This window comes from Streptomyces melanosporofaciens, from assembly GCF_900105695.1.
Classification (GTDB): domain Bacteria; phylum Actinomycetota; class Actinomycetes; order Streptomycetales; family Streptomycetaceae; genus Streptomyces; species Streptomyces antimycoticus.
This window is the reverse complement of the sequence record NZ_FNST01000002.1, coordinates 3,520,729-3,536,636: the sequence shown is the minus strand read 5'-3', so window position 1 is coordinate 3,536,636 and position 15,908 is coordinate 3,520,729. Positions and strand designations below refer to the sequence as shown.

Sequence of the window (15,908 nt, the reverse complement as noted above, 5' to 3'; positions counted from 1 at the left end):
GCACCGGAGAAGACGATGAGGGAACACACCACGACCAACCGCGTGCTTCTGGCCCTGCTCGGACTCGTACTGCTGGGCGGTGGCCTCCTGGTGCTCGCCGGCGGCGCCGACATCTACCGTCGCCTGCACCTCACACCGCCCGCCGGCTGGCCGCTCACCACTCCGCACAACGTCCTGATCCCGCGTGCCGACCAGATCCGGTGGACTGTGCAGGACTGGTGGTGGCTGTCCGCCATCGCGGCACTCACCCTGCTCATGCTGCTCGCCCTGTGGTGGCTGCTGTCCCAGCCCCGGCGACGGCACTCCCGCCGGCTGTCCGTAGGACACGCCCCCCGGGGAACCGTGACGGTCAACGACCACGCGCTGCGCGACGCCCTCACCACCGACCTCGACGCGCTGCCCGGCGTCCGGCGGGCTCGGGCACGCTTCCTCGGGCCTCCCACTCGCCCGCGGGCCCGTATCGGTCTCGTCATCAACCCCGGCAGCACTCCGGGGCACGTACTCGAGGACCTGCGCGACGCCGCCGATCGAGCCCGCCAATCAGCTGGTTGGGACCGCCTCCCCACGGATGTCCGCCTGGGCGTTACCCGCCATGGCCCGCACCGTGCCGAATGACGTCAGGTCCGGCTCCACCCCACGCTCAGGTGTCGAATGACGTCAGGTCCGGCTCCGCCCCCACGCTCAGGTGCCGGCGTCGCGGCATGCGGGGGGCCGCCGTTCCTCCGCCCGACCGGCGGCATAGCCGACGTTCATGCTTCGTCTCGCCCAGGTCCGCGCCTTCCCATCACGATGATGCCGACCGAACGGGGCGGCAACGCTGTTCGACCCGCCTGGACAGGCGCAGGCGCATGAGGCATCAGGACGTGCTGCGGCGTTCCTGGCCTGCCTGCGGGCCTTCCGCGCCGATCGGGCGGGCTCGGCCGGTGCCGGTTCCGGTGTCGATGAGGATCTGCTCGGCCGGCGCGAGGTTGTCGGCACGGACGGCCCGCGCCATCGCCGCGCGTGCTGCGTCCGGCGGCGCGTGCGGCGGGACCACCAACAGGGAGAAGAGGTCTCCATCGCCTCGGCTGATGAGGATGGTGTCATCACCCACCGGGAACGAGTCGATGTGCACGATCCGGTCGTCGATGATCAGTCGTGTCGGCAGTTCTTCCCAGGCGTCGGAGTCCAGGCCGACGCGCACGACGGGCCCGAGGTACTCGGTCAGCGCGGTGACCAGGGCGGGAAGCTCGGCGCCTATGTCTCGGGAACGTGGCCACCACGCACCGTCGAGATTGCCCTCACGGGTATGTGTGGTCACCAGTCGCAGCAAAGCTGTTCCAGGTTTCACGGCGCGGTGGATCGCGTCCGGCAGAAGATTCACTTCACGCGGGGTGTCGGCGTCGGACATGGTCTCCTCACCCTCCGCGGGGTTCGGTGTGCGGTGGGCCACCGGTTTCTCCGTATGCCGCCGGTTTCTCCGTATGCCGCCGGTTTCACCGTATGCCGCCGGTTTCACGGTACTCCGAGAGCCCGCGCCCAGGCTCATCCGCACCCTGCGGACCTAGACCGGGATTCCCGAGGAAGTGGCTGATCACACGGAGCCTCAGCGGGGCCTCGCCCCGGAGTAGAGTGAAAACACCGGGAGTACTTCGCACACCGGCTTCCACGCGGGTGTCGTTCTCGGCGAGCAACAACACCGGGACGTTGCAAGACGCACCCGGGGACAGGTCCGCGCCATGACCGTGGCCATCGACCGTACGACCCCTGATGAGCGCGTGCCCTCCCCACCGGCCCGCCTGTCACTGACGCCCACCAGACCGGTTCCAGGTGCTCTGGACGGTGCGTGGTGGCCTCGCTCCCGCGATCTCCTCCGCGAGCTGCCCACCCTGACGGACGTGTTGGACGCCCGCTGGGGCCGGATCACGCGCGTCTCCGTGAACCCGGCCCACTGGCCCGTGATCCCGCGCAAGGTGCCTGCGACCGGGCACACGGTGAACGTGGGCTGGTTCACCGATGAGCAGGACCCGCACAAGTTGATTCTGCTCTCCTACACGACAGGCCGCTGGGATCTTCTGGTGATCCCGCCGGAGACGAGTGCGGCAGCCGCCGCCCGGCTGATGGCCGCCGCAGCCACCGTCGGCAGCCTCCTCACCGCGAGCAGTCTGATGGCGAGCGAGACCGCCACCCGTGCCGCCCGGGCGGATCTCAGCCGGGAGGAGGAGTGGGAGACCGATGGCGGGCTGCCTCGGTGGCGGCCGGAGGCCGAACCCGACCGGACTCCTGAGCTCCACCGGACTCCTGAGCTCCAAGGGAGGTGAGGATGTGGAGACCGTCATCACCGTGTCCGTGATCATCGCCATGATCATGCTAGTAGTGCTGCTGATCCATCTGCTCAATGGCCGGCACAACGAGCGGATCGCAGCATTCCACTACAGCGATGCCCTGCCCGGAGTCGACCGACGGAGCCGGAAGAGCCGATGGCCGGCAAGCCCGCCAGCTCCACCTCTCGCCCCCTCCTCGCCCCGAACACCGCGACGGGGCCGCGAATGACCCATGACCTTCTACCGACCTGGGCAGGTGTGCACGACGCGAGGGCCCGCGCCCACCGCCCCGTCTTTCTGATGAACGAGGTCACCATGCAGCCACCGAAATCACCCTCGGCAGGGCGCGCCGAGGTGCGTATTGTCGCCGCGTCCCCCGATGTCGCCCGTCAGGTCGCGGAGGTGCTCCGTCGTTGCTTCGCCGGCACCGAACAGCGGAGCTACCCGGCCAGCGCGGACGGCGGAACCCTCCTCCATCTCACCGTGGACACCACGCACACGGCAGAGCCGGCACGGTCCTGGCTGGTGGCAAGTCGGTCCTCCGGGCAAGACCCCGCGCAGACGGACCACGCCTGAAGGGTTCAGGGCGCCGCCGGCCCGCGTCGGGCGCCCGGCGCCCGGCGGAAGAACTTCTGGACCCGAAAAGTCTCTGATGCCGGAAAAGCGCACCAGACATAGCATGGTGAGTGGGCCGGTGCACTCTCACGTGCAACCGACCCGAAAGGGCGGCCCCGGTGTTTCTGCGCCGGGGCCGTTGTGCCGACTCCGGCGCAACGCCAGGGAGCACGTACGACAGCTTGGGCATGATCGGCAGCGTCACCGGTCGCGCCACCGGTGCGCTCCAAGAATGTCCTGTGGATCAAGGCCATGCCGGGGTCATGCCCGACGTTCGGCCCGCAGTGGGGCCCCCACCGCGTGGAGATGGCGCAGCACCTGCCGGTACGAGTCCACCAAGCCCGTCTGTGCGTAGGGCAGGGCGAGCTCGGCACAGTAGGCACGGATCAGGGGCTGGGCCGCCGGCAGAGCGGCTCGGGGCATGCTGGGGAACAGGTGGTGCTCGATCTGGTAGTTCAGGCCGCCGAGCACGAAGTCGATGGCACGCCCGCCCCGTACGTTGCGCGAGGTGAGGACCTGGCCGCGCAGGAAGTCCGGTCGGTCATGCTCCCCCGGCATCGCCATCCCCTTGTGGTTGGGGGCGAAGGAAACTCCCATGTACAGGCCGAAAAGGGCCTGCTGGACCACGACGAACGCCAGCGCCTTCAGCGGCGAAAGGACCATGAGCACAACAGTGAGATACGCCGCCACGTGCACGAGCAGAGCCAGTACCTCGACCGAGAGAGGAGCGGGAGCACTCGTCCGGCCCCTGCGCAGCGCCCGGAACGTGGCCACATGCAGTGCCCAGCCCTCCAGCAGCAGCATGGGGAAGAAGAGGGGGGCCTGGTGGCGGGTGACGAAACCGGCCACGCCCGTACGCCCACGAGCCTCGTGATCGATGAAGACCACGGCGCCGGTCTCGATGTCGGGGTCGCGGCCGACCTGGTTGGGATGGGCGTGGTGACGGTTGTGCTTGGCCACCCACCATCCGAATCCGAGGCCGATGAAGAGATTGCCGAACACCAGCCCTGTCGCGTCGTTTGCCCGCTTGCCATGGAACAGCTGGCGGTGGCCCGCTTCATGGCCGCGGAACCCGCACTGAGTGAAGGCGAAGGCCAACACCGCGGCGACGGTCAGCTGCCACCAGGAGTCGCCGATCAGGAGGAAGGCCGACCAGCCACCGGTCAGGAGGAGCAGCGTGACAGCCAGCGCCGTGACGGAACGCAGTGGCCGGTGCCGCAGCAGTCCCGCGCTTTTGACCTGGCGGGAGAGTCGCGCGTAGTCACTGCCCGGGGATCGATCACGGATCGTCGTGGACCCGCCCGGGATGTTTCCGGAGGACTCGGCCCGCGGAGCCGAAGGGCTTGAGGAAGTCGAGGAGGTTTCAGCCGACCCCACGCCGACAACGGGGGGTTGAATGAAGTCTGAGGACGCCATGGATCTCGATTCTGATCGGTGTCAGCTGTCAGCGGCACGCGGATGCGGGCTGTTCGTGCGGTGCGATGCGGTGCCATCGGAGCGGCAGCCCTCGCAGGTCACCACGGAGGGGACGACAACCATCGTGCGGATCAACCGGTTCGCTCGGCCGGTGCTCGGACCACGTCGTCCGTAACCTGACGCGGACGAGGTGAGCTGTGTACACGCCCTCTCCGAGCCCGTGGGTCCGGACCGTGTCGTGAATCGCGAAGGATCGTGAATCGCAAAGGACGGCTGGCTATGGCAGGGCAACCACCATTTCGGATCGCCCTTCTTCCTCTTCACCGTACTCCCCGCGCGCCGAGGAGACATGTTCCGGTGCGGCCCGGCGGCCGCAGACGCGCTCCAGCGTCCGGACGAGAGTAGGGTGGCGCTACCCACACGCATATCGGGTGGCGTCATCGCCGCGGCGTCGGCCTCGGGAACGGTAGGCCGGACAGCCACCGCCGGGATGAGAGCCCGACCACCGGTCGCCACACCGCGTGCAGCGAATCGTCGGGGCCCGAGCGCCGACCGACCGCCGGGCCCGCAACGGCCCAGAGCAGATCAGTAACGCTCCCTGACCACTACGGAACCAACCGCAACACACCCGGCCCTTGCCACGGGCCCCTTGGGCCCACTGTCGCGCCATGAGCAAGAGGAAATGGTTCACATGTATTCACCTGACGCCATCTCAAGCCGCCGTCGCAGTCACTCCGAACCGACCGAGGAGATGGTGGCCGGACTGGTCTGCGTCGTCTGCCGCGCCGACTACCGGCGTGCACCGGAAAAGGACGCGATGGTGGTCGCACACCACAGCGGCAAACAACTACTCGCTTGCGAGGGTGTCTGCGTGCGTATGGCCGGCGGGTCCGTCAACGGTTCCGACGGGACGCCTCTTCCACTGGTCGAGCGCATGCACAGGTATGAGGCTGAGCACTGATGCCGTACCCAGCGCTTCGCCGGGGCGCTCGATCCGGTACGACACGCCACGGCGCCTGGGCCAGACTGATCTCTGACGAAGATCTCTGACGAAGATCGCCGTACGCAGATGCCTCCGGCGGGGTGGGCACATCGCTCTTCGCCCGCCTCAGGCACCATTCCCGCCCTCCCGGCGGCTCAGTCGCGTGCTCCGGCGGCCTGGCACCAGGTGTCGCGGGCTCCCATGTGCGCGATGCTGGAGTGGCGGAGGCAGCAGGGCCACAGTGCGGCGAACAGCACCAAGGACCGCCTCCGCGCGAAGGCTGTGCGGCGAGATGAGGTCGCCATGGCAGACGGTGAACAGGACTTCCGTAAAGTCACAGTGGACCGGTCGGAGGGGTTCGGTGAGCGGCTGCTGGGTGCGCTGCTGGACCGGGCTCACGAGATGCCACCCCAGCTGATCGCCCCGCTCGTCGCCGAGGAAGTGGGCAGAATCGGCGGGCGTGACGTCTCGATCCTCCTTCAGGACTACGACCAACTGGTGCTGGCCCCGCTGCCGGGCATGGGACTCATGGTCGGGGAACCCGAACGGATCGACGACACTCAGGCCGGCAGGGCTTTTCTGAGCGGCACGACAGTAGAACAACCGCAGGCCGACGACGTACGGATGTTCCTGCCGCTGCTGGACGGCAGCGACGTGGTGGGGGTACTGGCCGTCACCCTGAGCACTGTCGACGACGACGACCGGCGCTTGCTGCGGCGCCTCGCCGGCCTGATCGCCGACATGCTGGTCACCAAGAACAGCTATACCGACCAGTTCTTCCGGGCCCGGCGCCGTGAGCCGATGACCCTGGCCGCGGAGATCCAATGGTCGCTGCTGCCCCCGCTGACCATGGTCACACCACAGGTGGCGGTGGCCGGAATCCTCGAGCCCGCCTACGACGTCGCGGGTGACAGCTTCGACTACGCCCTGAACGACAACATCCTGCACGTGGCCATCATCGATGCCATGGGCCACGGGCTGGACGCCGCCGTGCTGGCCACCGTCGCCATCGGCGCCTACCGGCACGCCAGACGCGCCGACGTCGGCCTCGCCGAGCTGTACATGTTCATGGACACGGCCATCGACCAGCAGTTCGGGCCCGACCACTTCGTCACCGCGCAGATGATGCGCCTCGACATCGGAACCGGCCACCTGCAATGGGTCAACGCCGGCCACCCGGCGCCCCTCCTGATCCATGACCACCGCGTCGTCCAAGCACTGGAGAGCCCTGGCACCCTGCCCGTCGGCTTCGGCGGCGCCGTCCCTCAGATCAGCGACCAGGCCCTGTCCCGCGGCGACCGGATCCTCTTCTTCACCGACGGTCTCATCGAGGAGCACCGCACCGGCGAAGAGCAGTTCGGCGAGGAACGGATGCTCGAATTCGTGGACCGAACGGGATGCGTGGGAGAAGGCGTACAGGAAATGGTGCGCAGCCTGTCCCACACTCTGATGCGAGAACGCGGCGGGGTCACCACCGACGACGCGACGCTCTTCATGGTCGAATGGTGCGGCGGCACCGCCGACCGCCTCGTCACGCTATGAGCAGCACCAGCAGAGTCCCCGGGCTCCTGGGCGTGGCATGCCGTCGACAGCGCCCCCGCCGGGCTCATCGGCGGCGTCGCCCCACGTCACCGCACCCAACCCCACGCTGCTTCGGCTCCCGGCGTTGGTCTCAGCGGCTGCCGAAGCCTACGCCGCTGGACACCCGACCCGGAGACAGCCACCGTTGCTGGACGAGGCGCGCTCGGGCTTGCATCCGCAAGGCCGGCCTCGGGGCGGGAGGGCTCGCAGACGATGCAGCCTGCTGAACAGGCGGAAGCGAATAATCGCCTGCGCACCCCCCTGACCTCGTGCCCTGTCCATGCCCTTCCCAGCAGTCAGCGACGGTCAAAAACGGGGCAAACAAGCCCCCGCACACACGCCGCATTGGCTACGTTTTCCCTGGTCAGGCGCACCACATCCCCGGAGAGCGCCCTTGATTCCCAAGCTCAGAGCGCGGGTTCGATTCCCGTCACCCGCTCCATAACGCAGGTCCAGGTCAGAGACCTGGACCTTGTTTGTTGTCTAGTACTCCAGCCGTAGATCGTTATGGCGAGTGAAGTGTTGCTTCTTGGCGTCGGTAGTGGCTGGTGCGGGCTCAGTGTTGGTGGCATCGGCGCCAGGTGGACCAGGCCCCGGGGCAGGCCAAGATGCGGGCGGGTGTCAGGACTCAGGCTGGTGAGCAGCCGTTGAACTTCGTTGCAGGTCAACGCGAACAACCCGGCCGGTGCCGGTCGTGTGGCATCGTCGTGGGCGGCGATCACGGCGAGCAGAGCGTGGGCGAGCATCGCGAACACCGGCCAACGTCGCCAGGAGGTCCAGCGGCGGACCTGGTGCTCGTCGAGTCCGACCAGGATTTGCCAGGCGCCGAGGACTTCGCGGAGGGGTCGCGGCGCTCCAGGCCAGGCAAGGCAGGGCGGATTTCACTGTCGGTTGGACGGTCGGGCAAGCCGGTCGGCGTCGGTAGACTAGGTGTTAGGCACCAGACGAGGGGCGGCGGGCGTGGACTACGGCGACAAGCTCTTCTGGCTCTCGGTCCTGATCCAGCGCAGGTACGCGCAGCTCTGCGCCGAGTACGACCTGACGCCCTCACAGGCCACGCTGCTGTGCGCGGTCAAGGACGAGCCGCGGCAGATGGCGTACCTCGCCGCCTCGCTCGGCATGACCAAGAACGCGCTGAGCCAACTCGTCGACCGCACCGAGCGGCGCGGCCTGGTCAGCCGGGCGAGTTCAGAGCAGGACCGGCGGGTCATCATGCTCGGCGTGACGCCCGCGGGGAAGGTGCTCGCCGAGGCGGTGTTCGCCGAGACCGTCAAGCGCCTGCCCGATGTCGCGGGGAACCTCGACGCCGACGGCCAGCGCGACCTCGAACGCCTCGCCACCGCCATCGTGGACGCGTCAGGCGTCTCGGCGTCCACCTCGTCCTGACCTACCGCGCAGTCCTCCTCGACACCCCCATGCCTGGCGTAAGTTCACGGCATGAACTAGTCTGGTTCACGGCATGAACTAGTCGAGGTTCATGGCATGACCTAACGAGAGGTGACGACATGGCCACGCGGGAGAACGGCGCGATCGCGGTCTTCGGTGCGACGGGGCAGCAGGGCGGGGCGGTCGTCGACGCGCTCCTGGCCCGAGAAGCGCGGGTGCGGGCCCTCGTCCGCACCCCCGAGTCCGACCGGGCGCGGGCGCTGGCCGCCCGAGGCGTCGAGCTGTCGACTGTCCGGATCGACGACCCGGCGTCAACGGTCGCCGCGCTGGAGGCGGTCGATGCGTTCTACTTCATGACCCCGGAGGCGAACAGCCTCGAGGAGATCGAGGAGGAGGTCCGAGTGGGCACCGCCCTCGTCGATGCGGCGGCCGCGGCGCGCGTGCCACACGTCGTGTTCAACTCGGTCTTCGGAGCGGATCGCGAAACGGGCGTGCCGCACCACGACTCGAAGCACCGGATCGAAGAATATCTGAAGCTTTCCGGCCTGAGGGCCACGATGGTTCGCCCGACCGCCTTCATGGAGAACTTCGCGACCGTGATGGCGCCGAGCCTGGAGGACGGAACGATCGTGCTGAGGCTGCCGCTGCCGGACGACATCGCCCTGAAGATGATCTCGATCAAGGACATCGGTCAGGTCGCCGCCGCGATCCTGCTCGACACCGCGGACGTGCCCGGCGGAGCCATCGAGGTCATCGGCGACGAGCCGACGGGCCCCCAGATCGCCGCCGCGTTCGGCGCGCGCGCCGGGCTACCGTCACGCTACGAGGCCCTGCCACTGAGCGTCCTCGGCAACGACCTCGACAAGGCGATGTTCCGCCAGTTCGCCAAGGCGTCCGAATACCCGTCGGACCTCGCAGCGGTGCGGGCGATCGAGCCGACCACCTGGGACCTGGCCGAGTGGATCCGCTCCACCGGCTGGACCGCGCCCGCGGACCGGGTCCGTTCCTAATACTCCAGCCGTAGGCCGTGATCTTGCCGGCGTGGCGGTCCCGGACATGGCACGGTCACCGCCTGATCCTCGTCCGTTGTGTCGACATAAGATGATCAAGCGGTGGCCGTGGTCACAGCGTAGAGTCCGACCGCTGGCAGGCAGAGACCGACAGGCTGCTCGGCCGGATAGCCTCCAGGTTCCCCCGGATCGAGACCCGCCGCCGGGCCGGCCGGTTCCTGCTCGGGCTGCTCGCTGAGCTGCCCCGCAAGAACTGCTGGAGCATCGCCGAACACGCCGGTGACACCGACCCGCATGGCATGCAGTACCTCCTCGGGCGCGCCAGCTGGGACACCGACGGAGTCCGGGATGACCTGCGTGACTACGTCACCTCCAGCCTCGGCGACACCGACGCGGTCCTCGTGGTCGACGAGACCGGGGACCTGAAGAAGGGCGTGTGCACCGTCGGGGTCCAGCGCCAGTACACCGGCACCGGGACGGATTGAGAACGCCCAGGCCGCGGTCTATCTGACCTACGCCGGTGCGCGGGGGCACGCGATGATCGACCGCGAGCTCTACCTGCCGCGGTCCTGGGCCGACGACGACCAGCGCTGCGCCGACGCGGGAGTGCCCGCCGACATCGAGTTCCTGACCAAGCCCGCGCTGGCCACGGGCATGATCTGCCGCGCCTTGGACGCGGGGGTGCCGACGCGGTGGGTCGCCGGGGACGAGGTCTACGGCGCCGACCCCGCCTTGCGGGGCGAACTGGAGATCCGCCGGGTCGGCTACGTCCTGGCCATCGGCTGCGACCGCCGCGTCCCGACCGCGTTCGGACTCATCCGCGCCGACACCTTGACCGCTCGCCTACCGAAACGAGCGTGGCAGCGGCTCTCCGCCGGAGCCGGGGCGAAGGGCCAGCGCTACTACGACTGGGTCCTGGTTGCGCTGCTCCCACCCATGGAGTCCGCGGGCGATGGCGGCGACACCCAGTGCTGGTGGCTGTTGGTGCGTCGTCACCGCGGCACCGGGGAGCTGGCGTTCTATCGCTGCTACAGCCCGGAACCGGTGCCGCTGCGTGAACTGGTCCGCGTCGCTGGGCGCCGCTGGACCGTGGAGGAGTCCTTCCAGGCCGGCAAGGGCTTGGCCGGACTCGATGAGCACCAGGTCCGCCGCTGGACCTCCTGGCAACGCTGGACGGTGTTCGCGATGCTCGCCCATGCCCTGCTCGCGGTCATCGCCGCGAACGAGCACAATGCCCGGCCCGTACCGGCCGGGCTGATCGCGTTGTGCCCGCTGCGTGCCCGATGCGGCGGGGAACCACGGTCGCTGGGGGTCTTCGTCGAGCCCAGCCGCAGCCGCGTAACCCGGTCGTCCTTGCAGGTCAGAGTCGGTACACCGCTTGCCAGGCTCGGGATTCCCAAGCTCAGAGCGCGGGTTCGATTCCCGTCACCCGCTCCACAGCGAAGGCCCAGGTCAGCGACCTGGGCCTTGTTTTTTGCCCAGACGCTCAAGGCCACTGTGCCCGTTCCGTGCCAGTTAGCTGTCGCACATGTCCGGCTGCCACGTTCCCCCCTCGGTGCCCCGATCCGCGCTGTCGATGCGCTCGGCAGTCCCCATCAGGCATGCTGGATCCATGAGCAGGTATGCAGCGGCGAAGCCTTACGTACTGCCGGAGTCGCTCGACGAGCTGGGCGGACCGACGGCCGGCAGTGTCACGCTGCCGCGCCACGTCGACTGGGGACCGCGCTACGTTTACGACCTGACCGACGAGGCCGACTTCCGGCTGATGTACGAGCGAGTCATCCGCGAGGCCCAGACACGCCAGGACCTCGACGCATACCTGAACGCGATGTCCCTGCGGAAAGTGTGGCGCGAGCTGTTCCTCCCCCTCCCGGTCAAGACGGCGTGGGAAACCCGCTTCCCCGAGCTCCGCGAACCGGGCGCCACGACAGCGGCCGCCTAGTGGACGAGCTGCACCGCCGACTGATCCGCATTGGCCTGGACGCGCTCGCCAAGGACTACGGATACGCCCTCGCGGGCGGCTACGCCGTCCAGGCCCACCACATCGTCAACCGAATCAGCGACGACGTGGACCTCTTCGCCCCCTTCGAGAGGGCGAGGCGGGAGATGAGCCAGGCTGCGGAGCGGATCACCACCGCCTACGAAGCCGCCGGATACACAGTCGAACAAGCCCACCTGGCCCCCACCTACACCAGGTTGAACGTCACCGACCCTGGCTCGGGGACGCAAAGCAAGGTGGAGCTTGTCGCTGAATTCCTGCACCACACACCAGTCGACTCCGACCTGGGTCCAGTCCTTCACCGCGACGATGTCGCCGCAGGCAAGACCAGCGCCCTGTTCACCCGAGCCGAGGTCCGCGACGCCATCGACGTCGCAGGGCTGTTGAAGGTCGGCTACACCCGCGAACAGCTCATGGACCTCGCCGCTCAGAACGACGCGGGCTTCGACCACCGCATGTTGGCCGACTCACTCGCCCGCATCCAGAGGTACACCGACAAGCAGTTCGCCGCCTACGACCTCAATGCCGAGGAGGCCGCCGCGATCCGCGACACCTTCGCCGACTGGCAGCAGCAACTCCTTTGAACCGGCTCCCTCTCCCCCCGGCAGCACGGGCCACCGCTCCTTTCTCCGCCGCGCTCCAACGCGGCCTCCATGCCTCGCGACAACAGCCAGCACCTTGGCTATGGCTCGCATCGGGCAAGGCCAGGGGGCCGCTCGCCACAAAGCAGGCAGGCCCAAAGCCTGCCCATGACGCCAAGCAGCGTACGGCCTTTGGCCATGCCCGGCCCAAAGCGGACAGGTCACCGCCCAAGCCCACTCCGCCGACCTCAACTGCGCCGCCCCGAGCAGATCACTTGCCGAGACCCCTTCGGTCTATAAAGCATGACCTTTATGGAGGCGGAGGTAGTAGCAGGGTGGATCGCTGGTCTGGCAGGACTGGGCGGAGCAGTCGTCGGCGCAGCGGGGGCACTAGCAGGCGGATGGTTGCAACAGCGCCAGCAAGAAAAGGCAGCGATCAAGGAGAGACAAGAAACATACGGCAGGGATGCAGCAAAGGCCGCCCTGACTAATTTCATGCAGTTGGATTACGAGCTCAGTGATTACATAGTGGGAACAGTAACGCCAGAAGAATACTGGTTGCACGATACCCTACAAAAGATACGAGCCGCATAAGTAGCCGCTTTACAGGTGCCCAGCGGGGATGGCCTGAGAGAGCGACTCGACTCCGCATTCGACACATCCAGGAAATACTATAAGACCGGCTGGAATCCAGTTACTCAACAGACCTGGTTCTCCAGCATGACACGTGAAGCCATAGAATTGCTTGCTGCGTTCCTCCGCGGGTCCCGCTTCCCCCAGTGAACGACACATTTAAGCAAGCATTTTATATTGCAAATGGAAACTCTACTCGGGACCCTCAGCGAGAGGGTCAGCCACCGTAGCGGAGGTCGCTGATCAGCCAGGCGAAAGCGCAGCGGTAACCTCTCCGTGCCCGACGCGTGCCCGACGGGGCGGTCAACCAGGGTCAATCTAGGCCCCTGAGGAACCCTGGCGTGCGTCCTGCTAGGAGACCGTTCCATCAGGTCAGAGCACGTTTGGTGCTTGCCAGGCTCGGGGATTCCCAAGCTCAGAGCGCCGGTTCGATTCCCGTCACCCGCTCCATAACGCAGGTCCAGGTCAGAGACCTGGACCTTGTTTGTTGTCTAGACCGCGCCAAGCGTCTTGCACCAGATCCGCGCCAAAGGCCTCGTCTCTCCAACCGAGTGGGCACACCGACCCGGCACGAGTCGACAACTCCGCACGGGAGAGGGCGGACTGTCCTTCGAGGCCCTCCGCAGCGCGTGTGGGACTTCAGAGGGGTAGATCGTCAGGCAGGACGCGGAAGGTCTTGTGATGGCCGAGGGGGCGTACGGCGCGGAAGTCTCGGCGATCCAGGGTGAGGATCGCGTCGGTGTCGTAGTCGGCCGCCAGGGCGACGTTCACCACGTCGGTGAGATCCAGGTCGAGCGCCAGGTAGCGGGATCGGACGGTCTGGGCGATGCCGAGGTGGCCCTCAGTAATCTCCGGTACGGATACCCGGCCGCGTCGCATCCAGCCCCGGATGTCGTCGATCGCGCTCACTGCGGCCTCGCGGCCGAGTTCGCGGGTTGCCACGTGGTCGAGCTCAGCAAGCAGCAGTGGAGACATGACGAGCAGCCCGGCAGCCATGATGGCCTCCTGCGCCGCGTCATGCTCCGGGTGCGTGGAATCGAGCGCTGCCAGCAGGCCGGAGGTGTCAGCGATGACGACGATCACGCAGCAGTTCCTGAACCGGTTTCGCGCTGGGCAGCGTCAGCAACGACATCACGCACCTCGTCCTTGGTAAGAGTGCGCCCAGGGCCGGGGAAAGTGCGAGAGAACAACGGCTCGTCCCACACGCGATTGGCCATGGCAGCAAGATGGATGCCCTGCCGGATGATCTCGGCCTCACTGATACCGCGACGCTTGGCGGCCTCCTTGATGATGGCGAGGTCTTCCGGGTCGGCATAGACGTTGGTGCGCTTCATGGACATGTACCTAGAGTAACACATACACCAATTCGGCGTATGTACCAAATTGGTGTATGTCAGGCGTTCGAGCCCCTCGGCGTAACACGCTGGTCGCCCCGTCTCGGCCGTGCCCGATGTGTTGCCCGCTGGAGCGGCGAACCACGGTCAACGACGGCGTGGGGCCGGCCCGGACGTGACTCGGCACAGCGCCCCTTCCAGCAGGTGAGAGCCGGTTCCGCGCCCACCACGCCCCGTGATTCCCAAGCTCGGAGCGCGGGTTCGATTCCCGTCACCCGCTCCACCACAAAGCCCCAGGCCACCGGCCCGGGGCTCATGTGTGCTGCTCCCCTCCACTCCTCCCGTGCCCGTTGCGTGCCCTGTGTGACGCCTTCGGGGGACTCCATGGTCGAGGGCTATCGTGGCGGTAGAGACGGCCGCTGCACCGACAAGCAGTTCGCTGCCTAAGACCTCACCTCTGAGGAAACCGCAGCGACGCGCGACACCTTCGCCGACTGGCAGCAGCAACTCCTCTGAACGGCGCTTCGCCACCACGCCTGACCAGCAAAGAACCGGCTCGCCAAGATCCCCGACAACACCCGGGGCAGGGAGAAGAACCCCACACGAACAAGCCCCCTCCGCGCGGTTGTTCGCAGGCAGGGGGCTTTGTGGGGTATCTGGGCCGTCGGGGCCAGACGAGGCGGGTAGTCACGCGGACGGACACGATGAGGGCCACCGGCAGCGCGAGAGCGGGCGACTCTGCGGGTCACAGGCCCGGCGGGAGTTCGGGCCCCATGTAGCGCTCCAGGAAGGCGCGCGCGTAGGCCGGGTCGTCACGCAGCCGGAACAGCCGGGCCCGCCGCAGCTTTTCGAGGTACCCCGCGTCCGGGGCACCGGGAAGCGGGCCGTGCTGGAGGTGGAGCATGAAGTGGCTGAACTCCTGCACCTGCCACACGTCGGCGAGGCGCCGCCGTGAGTAGGCCGCCAGCACCTCACCGAGGTCCCCCGCGGAGTCTTCGCAGAAGTGCCGGCCCAGGGCGGCCGCGAGATCGGCCGCGTCGGCCATGGCCAGGTTCATCCCCTTGCCACCGGAGGGCGGCACGATGTGCGCCGCGTCACCCACCAGCGCGACCCGCCCGAGGTGCATGGGTTCCACCACCCAGGTCCGCATCTCCACGAGGGACCGCTCGAGCACCGGCCCCCGTCGCAGCGCTCCCGGCGGTAGCGCCAACCGGGCATCCAGCTCGCGCCAGATGCGTGCTTCGGGCCAGTCCTCCAGGCTCTCGCCCGGGGGCACCTCCAGATACAGGCGCGTCACCTCCGCGGACCGCAGCATCTGCCCCGCAAACCCGTCGCGGTGCTGACCGTAGACGGTATGGGGCGCGAAGGGCGGAGTCTGCGCCAGGACGCCGAGGAGCCGCACACCATGCCGGACGTCGTACTGGGTGAAGGCGTCGGCGGGCAGGGCGGCGCGCACGGGACCGTACTGGCCGGCTGCCTCCACCACCACCTCGGCCCGCACCACCGTGCCGTCCGCGCACCGCACCACCGGCAGCGCCCGCTCGGTGCCGAGGCCGACGACGGGGCGGCCCAGCAGTACCGCTCCGCCGTCCGAGACGTACCCGTCCAGCAGATCGGCCACCAGCTCGTGCTGCGGGTAGACGAAGCTCGGGATGCCTCCGCACAGGTCCGCGTAGTCCAGCCGCACAACCTCGCCGTCACACCGGAACTCGCACGCCGTGTGTGGCAGGCCCTCAGCGTGTAGCCGCTTCGAACGCCCGAGGTGGTCCAGGAGCCGCGCGGTGCGGCGTTCCAGGAAACCGGCACGGGACCTGGCCACCAGCTGGTCGCGCCGGAACTTGTCGATCACCACGCAGGCGACGCCCCGCTGGTGCAGCAGCGTTGCCAGTGTCAGGCCGGCGGGCCCGGCCCCGACGACAGCCACCTGTGTTTCGATAGTTCCCACCACAGTGCTCCTTCGTCCGTGCTAGGCGAAAGGATAGGGAGGCGCCGCTGCATCGCCGACGGTGTCCGGCACCAACGGATGGGTCCACGAGCCTGCCGGATTCGCGGGCCGGCGTATGGGCGA

Annotated in this window: 15 protein-coding genes and 1 pseudogene; 11 read left to right on the top strand and 5 right to left on the bottom strand. The window is 67.9% G+C overall.

Features of this window, described 5'->3' with window-relative positions:
* Positions 1 to 15 precede the first annotated feature (15 nt).
* Entirely contained in the window at positions 16 to 615 is a 600-nt protein-coding gene (locus tag BLV72_RS17730; protein ID WP_093463391.1) for a hypothetical protein, read from the top strand.
* A gap of 241 nt (positions 616 to 856) precedes the next feature.
* Here the strand turns inward: BLV72_RS17730 and BLV72_RS17725 are convergent, their stop codons facing one another.
* Positions 857 to 1,390 (bottom strand): DUF5994 family protein, encoded by a 534-nt coding sequence (locus tag BLV72_RS17725; RefSeq protein WP_093470411.1) that lies wholly within the window; start codon positions 1,388 to 1,390, stop codon positions 857 to 859.
* Positions 1,391 to 1,718: 328 nt separating this feature from the next.
* On the opposite strand from BLV72_RS17725, the gene BLV72_RS17720 reads away from it, so the two are divergent.
* Both BLV72_RS17720 and BLV72_RS17710 read left to right on the top strand, forming a co-directional pair.
* Complete coding sequence (locus BLV72_RS17720; RefSeq protein ID WP_107417428.1) at positions 1,719 to 2,300, top strand: DUF5994 family protein; 582 nt, start codon at positions 1,719 to 1,721, stop codon at positions 2,298 to 2,300.
* A 318-nt stretch (positions 2,301 to 2,618) separates the two neighbouring features.
* Positions 2,619 to 2,879: a hypothetical protein gene (locus BLV72_RS17710; RefSeq protein ID WP_093470410.1), complete on the top strand. Its 261-nt coding sequence runs from the start codon at positions 2,619 to 2,621 to the stop codon at positions 2,877 to 2,879.
* A gap of 300 nt (positions 2,880 to 3,179) precedes the next feature.
* Here the strand turns inward: BLV72_RS17710 and BLV72_RS17705 are convergent, their stop codons facing one another.
* Complete coding sequence (locus tag BLV72_RS17705) at positions 3,180 to 4,295, bottom strand: fatty acid desaturase family protein (RefSeq protein WP_244320816.1); 1,116 nt, start codon at positions 4,293 to 4,295, stop codon at positions 3,180 to 3,182.
* A 730-nt stretch (positions 4,296 to 5,025) separates the two neighbouring features.
* On the opposite strand from BLV72_RS17705, the gene BLV72_RS47340 reads away from it, so the two are divergent.
* The 8 genes and pseudogenes from BLV72_RS47340 (at position 5,026) to BLV72_RS47335 (ending at position 12,467) form a co-directional block, all read left to right on the top strand.
* Entirely contained in the window at positions 5,026 to 5,295 is a 270-nt protein-coding gene (locus BLV72_RS47340) for a hypothetical protein (RefSeq protein WP_143059787.1), read from the top strand.
* 324 nt (positions 5,296 to 5,619) lie between these two features.
* Complete coding sequence (locus tag BLV72_RS17700; RefSeq protein WP_093470409.1) at positions 5,620 to 6,858, top strand: PP2C family protein-serine/threonine phosphatase; 1,239 nt, start codon at positions 5,620 to 5,622, stop codon at positions 6,856 to 6,858.
* A 999-nt stretch (positions 6,859 to 7,857) separates the two neighbouring features.
* A complete protein-coding gene (locus BLV72_RS17695) occupies positions 7,858 to 8,283 on the top strand; it encodes a MarR family winged helix-turn-helix transcriptional regulator (RefSeq protein ID WP_093463388.1) in 426 nt (141 codons plus the stop codon).
* A 119-nt stretch (positions 8,284 to 8,402) separates the two neighbouring features.
* Positions 8,403 to 9,293, top strand: a complete 891-nt coding sequence (locus tag BLV72_RS17690; protein ID WP_093463387.1) for an NmrA/HSCARG family protein — start codon at positions 8,403 to 8,405, stop codon at positions 9,291 to 9,293.
* Between the two features lie 155 nt (positions 9,294 to 9,448).
* A pseudogene (locus tag BLV72_RS47975) lies at positions 9,449 to 10,559 on the top strand (IS701 family transposase); the annotation flags it as partial.
* A gap of 346 nt (positions 10,560 to 10,905) precedes the next feature.
* Positions 10,906 to 11,235: a hypothetical protein gene (locus tag BLV72_RS47970; RefSeq protein ID WP_167746268.1), complete on the top strand. Its 330-nt coding sequence runs from the start codon at positions 10,906 to 10,908 to the stop codon at positions 11,233 to 11,235.
* A complete protein-coding gene (locus BLV72_RS47965) occupies positions 11,235 to 11,876 on the top strand; it encodes a nucleotidyl transferase AbiEii/AbiGii toxin family protein (RefSeq protein ID WP_167746267.1) in 642 nt (213 codons plus the stop codon). The genes BLV72_RS47970 and BLV72_RS47965 overlap by 1 nt, the downstream gene beginning before the upstream one ends.
* A gap of 300 nt (positions 11,877 to 12,176) precedes the next feature.
* Positions 12,177 to 12,467, top strand: coding sequence for a hypothetical protein (locus BLV72_RS47335; protein WP_143059786.1), 291 nt, complete (start codon positions 12,177 to 12,179; stop codon positions 12,465 to 12,467).
* 678 nt (positions 12,468 to 13,145) lie between these two features.
* Here BLV72_RS47335 and BLV72_RS17680 read toward each other — a convergent pair.
* The 3 genes from BLV72_RS17680 to BLV72_RS17670 form a co-directional block, all read right to left on the bottom strand.
* Entirely contained in the window at positions 13,146 to 13,589 is a 444-nt protein-coding gene (locus BLV72_RS17680; protein WP_093463385.1) for a PIN domain-containing protein, read from the bottom strand.
* Positions 13,586 to 13,846 carry a ribbon-helix-helix domain-containing protein gene (locus tag BLV72_RS17675; protein ID WP_093470407.1) on the bottom strand — a complete coding sequence of 87 codons (261 nt, stop codon included), beginning with the start codon at positions 13,844 to 13,846 and terminating at the stop codon, positions 13,586 to 13,588. Before BLV72_RS17675 ends, BLV72_RS17680 begins: the two co-directional genes overlap by 4 nt.
* Positions 13,847 to 14,585: 739 nt before the next feature.
* On the bottom strand, positions 14,586 to 15,785 hold the full coding sequence (locus BLV72_RS17670) for an FAD-dependent monooxygenase (RefSeq protein WP_167746371.1): 1,200 nt from the start codon (positions 15,783 to 15,785) through the stop codon (positions 14,586 to 14,588).
* Positions 15,786 to 15,908: the final 123 nt, after the last annotated feature.

What these genes read in the sequence shown, in the direction of transcription:
- BLV72_RS17730 (WP_093463391.1), top strand. Translation starts at nt 16, where the DNA reads ATGAGGGAACACACCACGACCAACCGCGTGCTTCTGGCCCTGCTCGGA.
- BLV72_RS17725 (WP_093470411.1), bottom strand. Translation starts at nt 1,390, where the DNA reads ATGTCCGACGCCGACACCCCGCGTGAAGTGAATCTTCTGCCGGACGCG.
- BLV72_RS17720 (WP_107417428.1), top strand. Translation starts at nt 1,719, where the DNA reads ATGACCGTGGCCATCGACCGTACGACCCCTGATGAGCGCGTGCCCTCC.
- BLV72_RS17710 (WP_093470410.1), top strand. Translation starts at nt 2,619, where the DNA reads ATGCAGCCACCGAAATCACCCTCGGCAGGGCGCGCCGAGGTGCGTATT.
- BLV72_RS47340 (WP_143059787.1), top strand. Translation starts at nt 5,026, where the DNA reads ATGTATTCACCTGACGCCATCTCAAGCCGCCGTCGCAGTCACTCCGAA.
- BLV72_RS17700 (WP_093470409.1), top strand. Translation starts at nt 5,620, where the DNA reads ATGGCAGACGGTGAACAGGACTTCCGTAAAGTCACAGTGGACCGGTCG.
- BLV72_RS17690 (WP_093463387.1), top strand. Translation starts at nt 8,403, where the DNA reads ATGGCCACGCGGGAGAACGGCGCGATCGCGGTCTTCGGTGCGACGGGG.
- BLV72_RS47970 (WP_167746268.1), top strand. Translation starts at nt 10,906, where the DNA reads ATGAGCAGGTATGCAGCGGCGAAGCCTTACGTACTGCCGGAGTCGCTC.
- BLV72_RS47335 (WP_143059786.1), top strand. Translation starts at nt 12,177, where the DNA reads ATGACCTTTATGGAGGCGGAGGTAGTAGCAGGGTGGATCGCTGGTCTG.
- BLV72_RS17675 (WP_093470407.1), bottom strand. Translation starts at nt 13,846, where the DNA reads ATGTCCATGAAGCGCACCAACGTCTATGCCGACCCGGAAGACCTCGCC.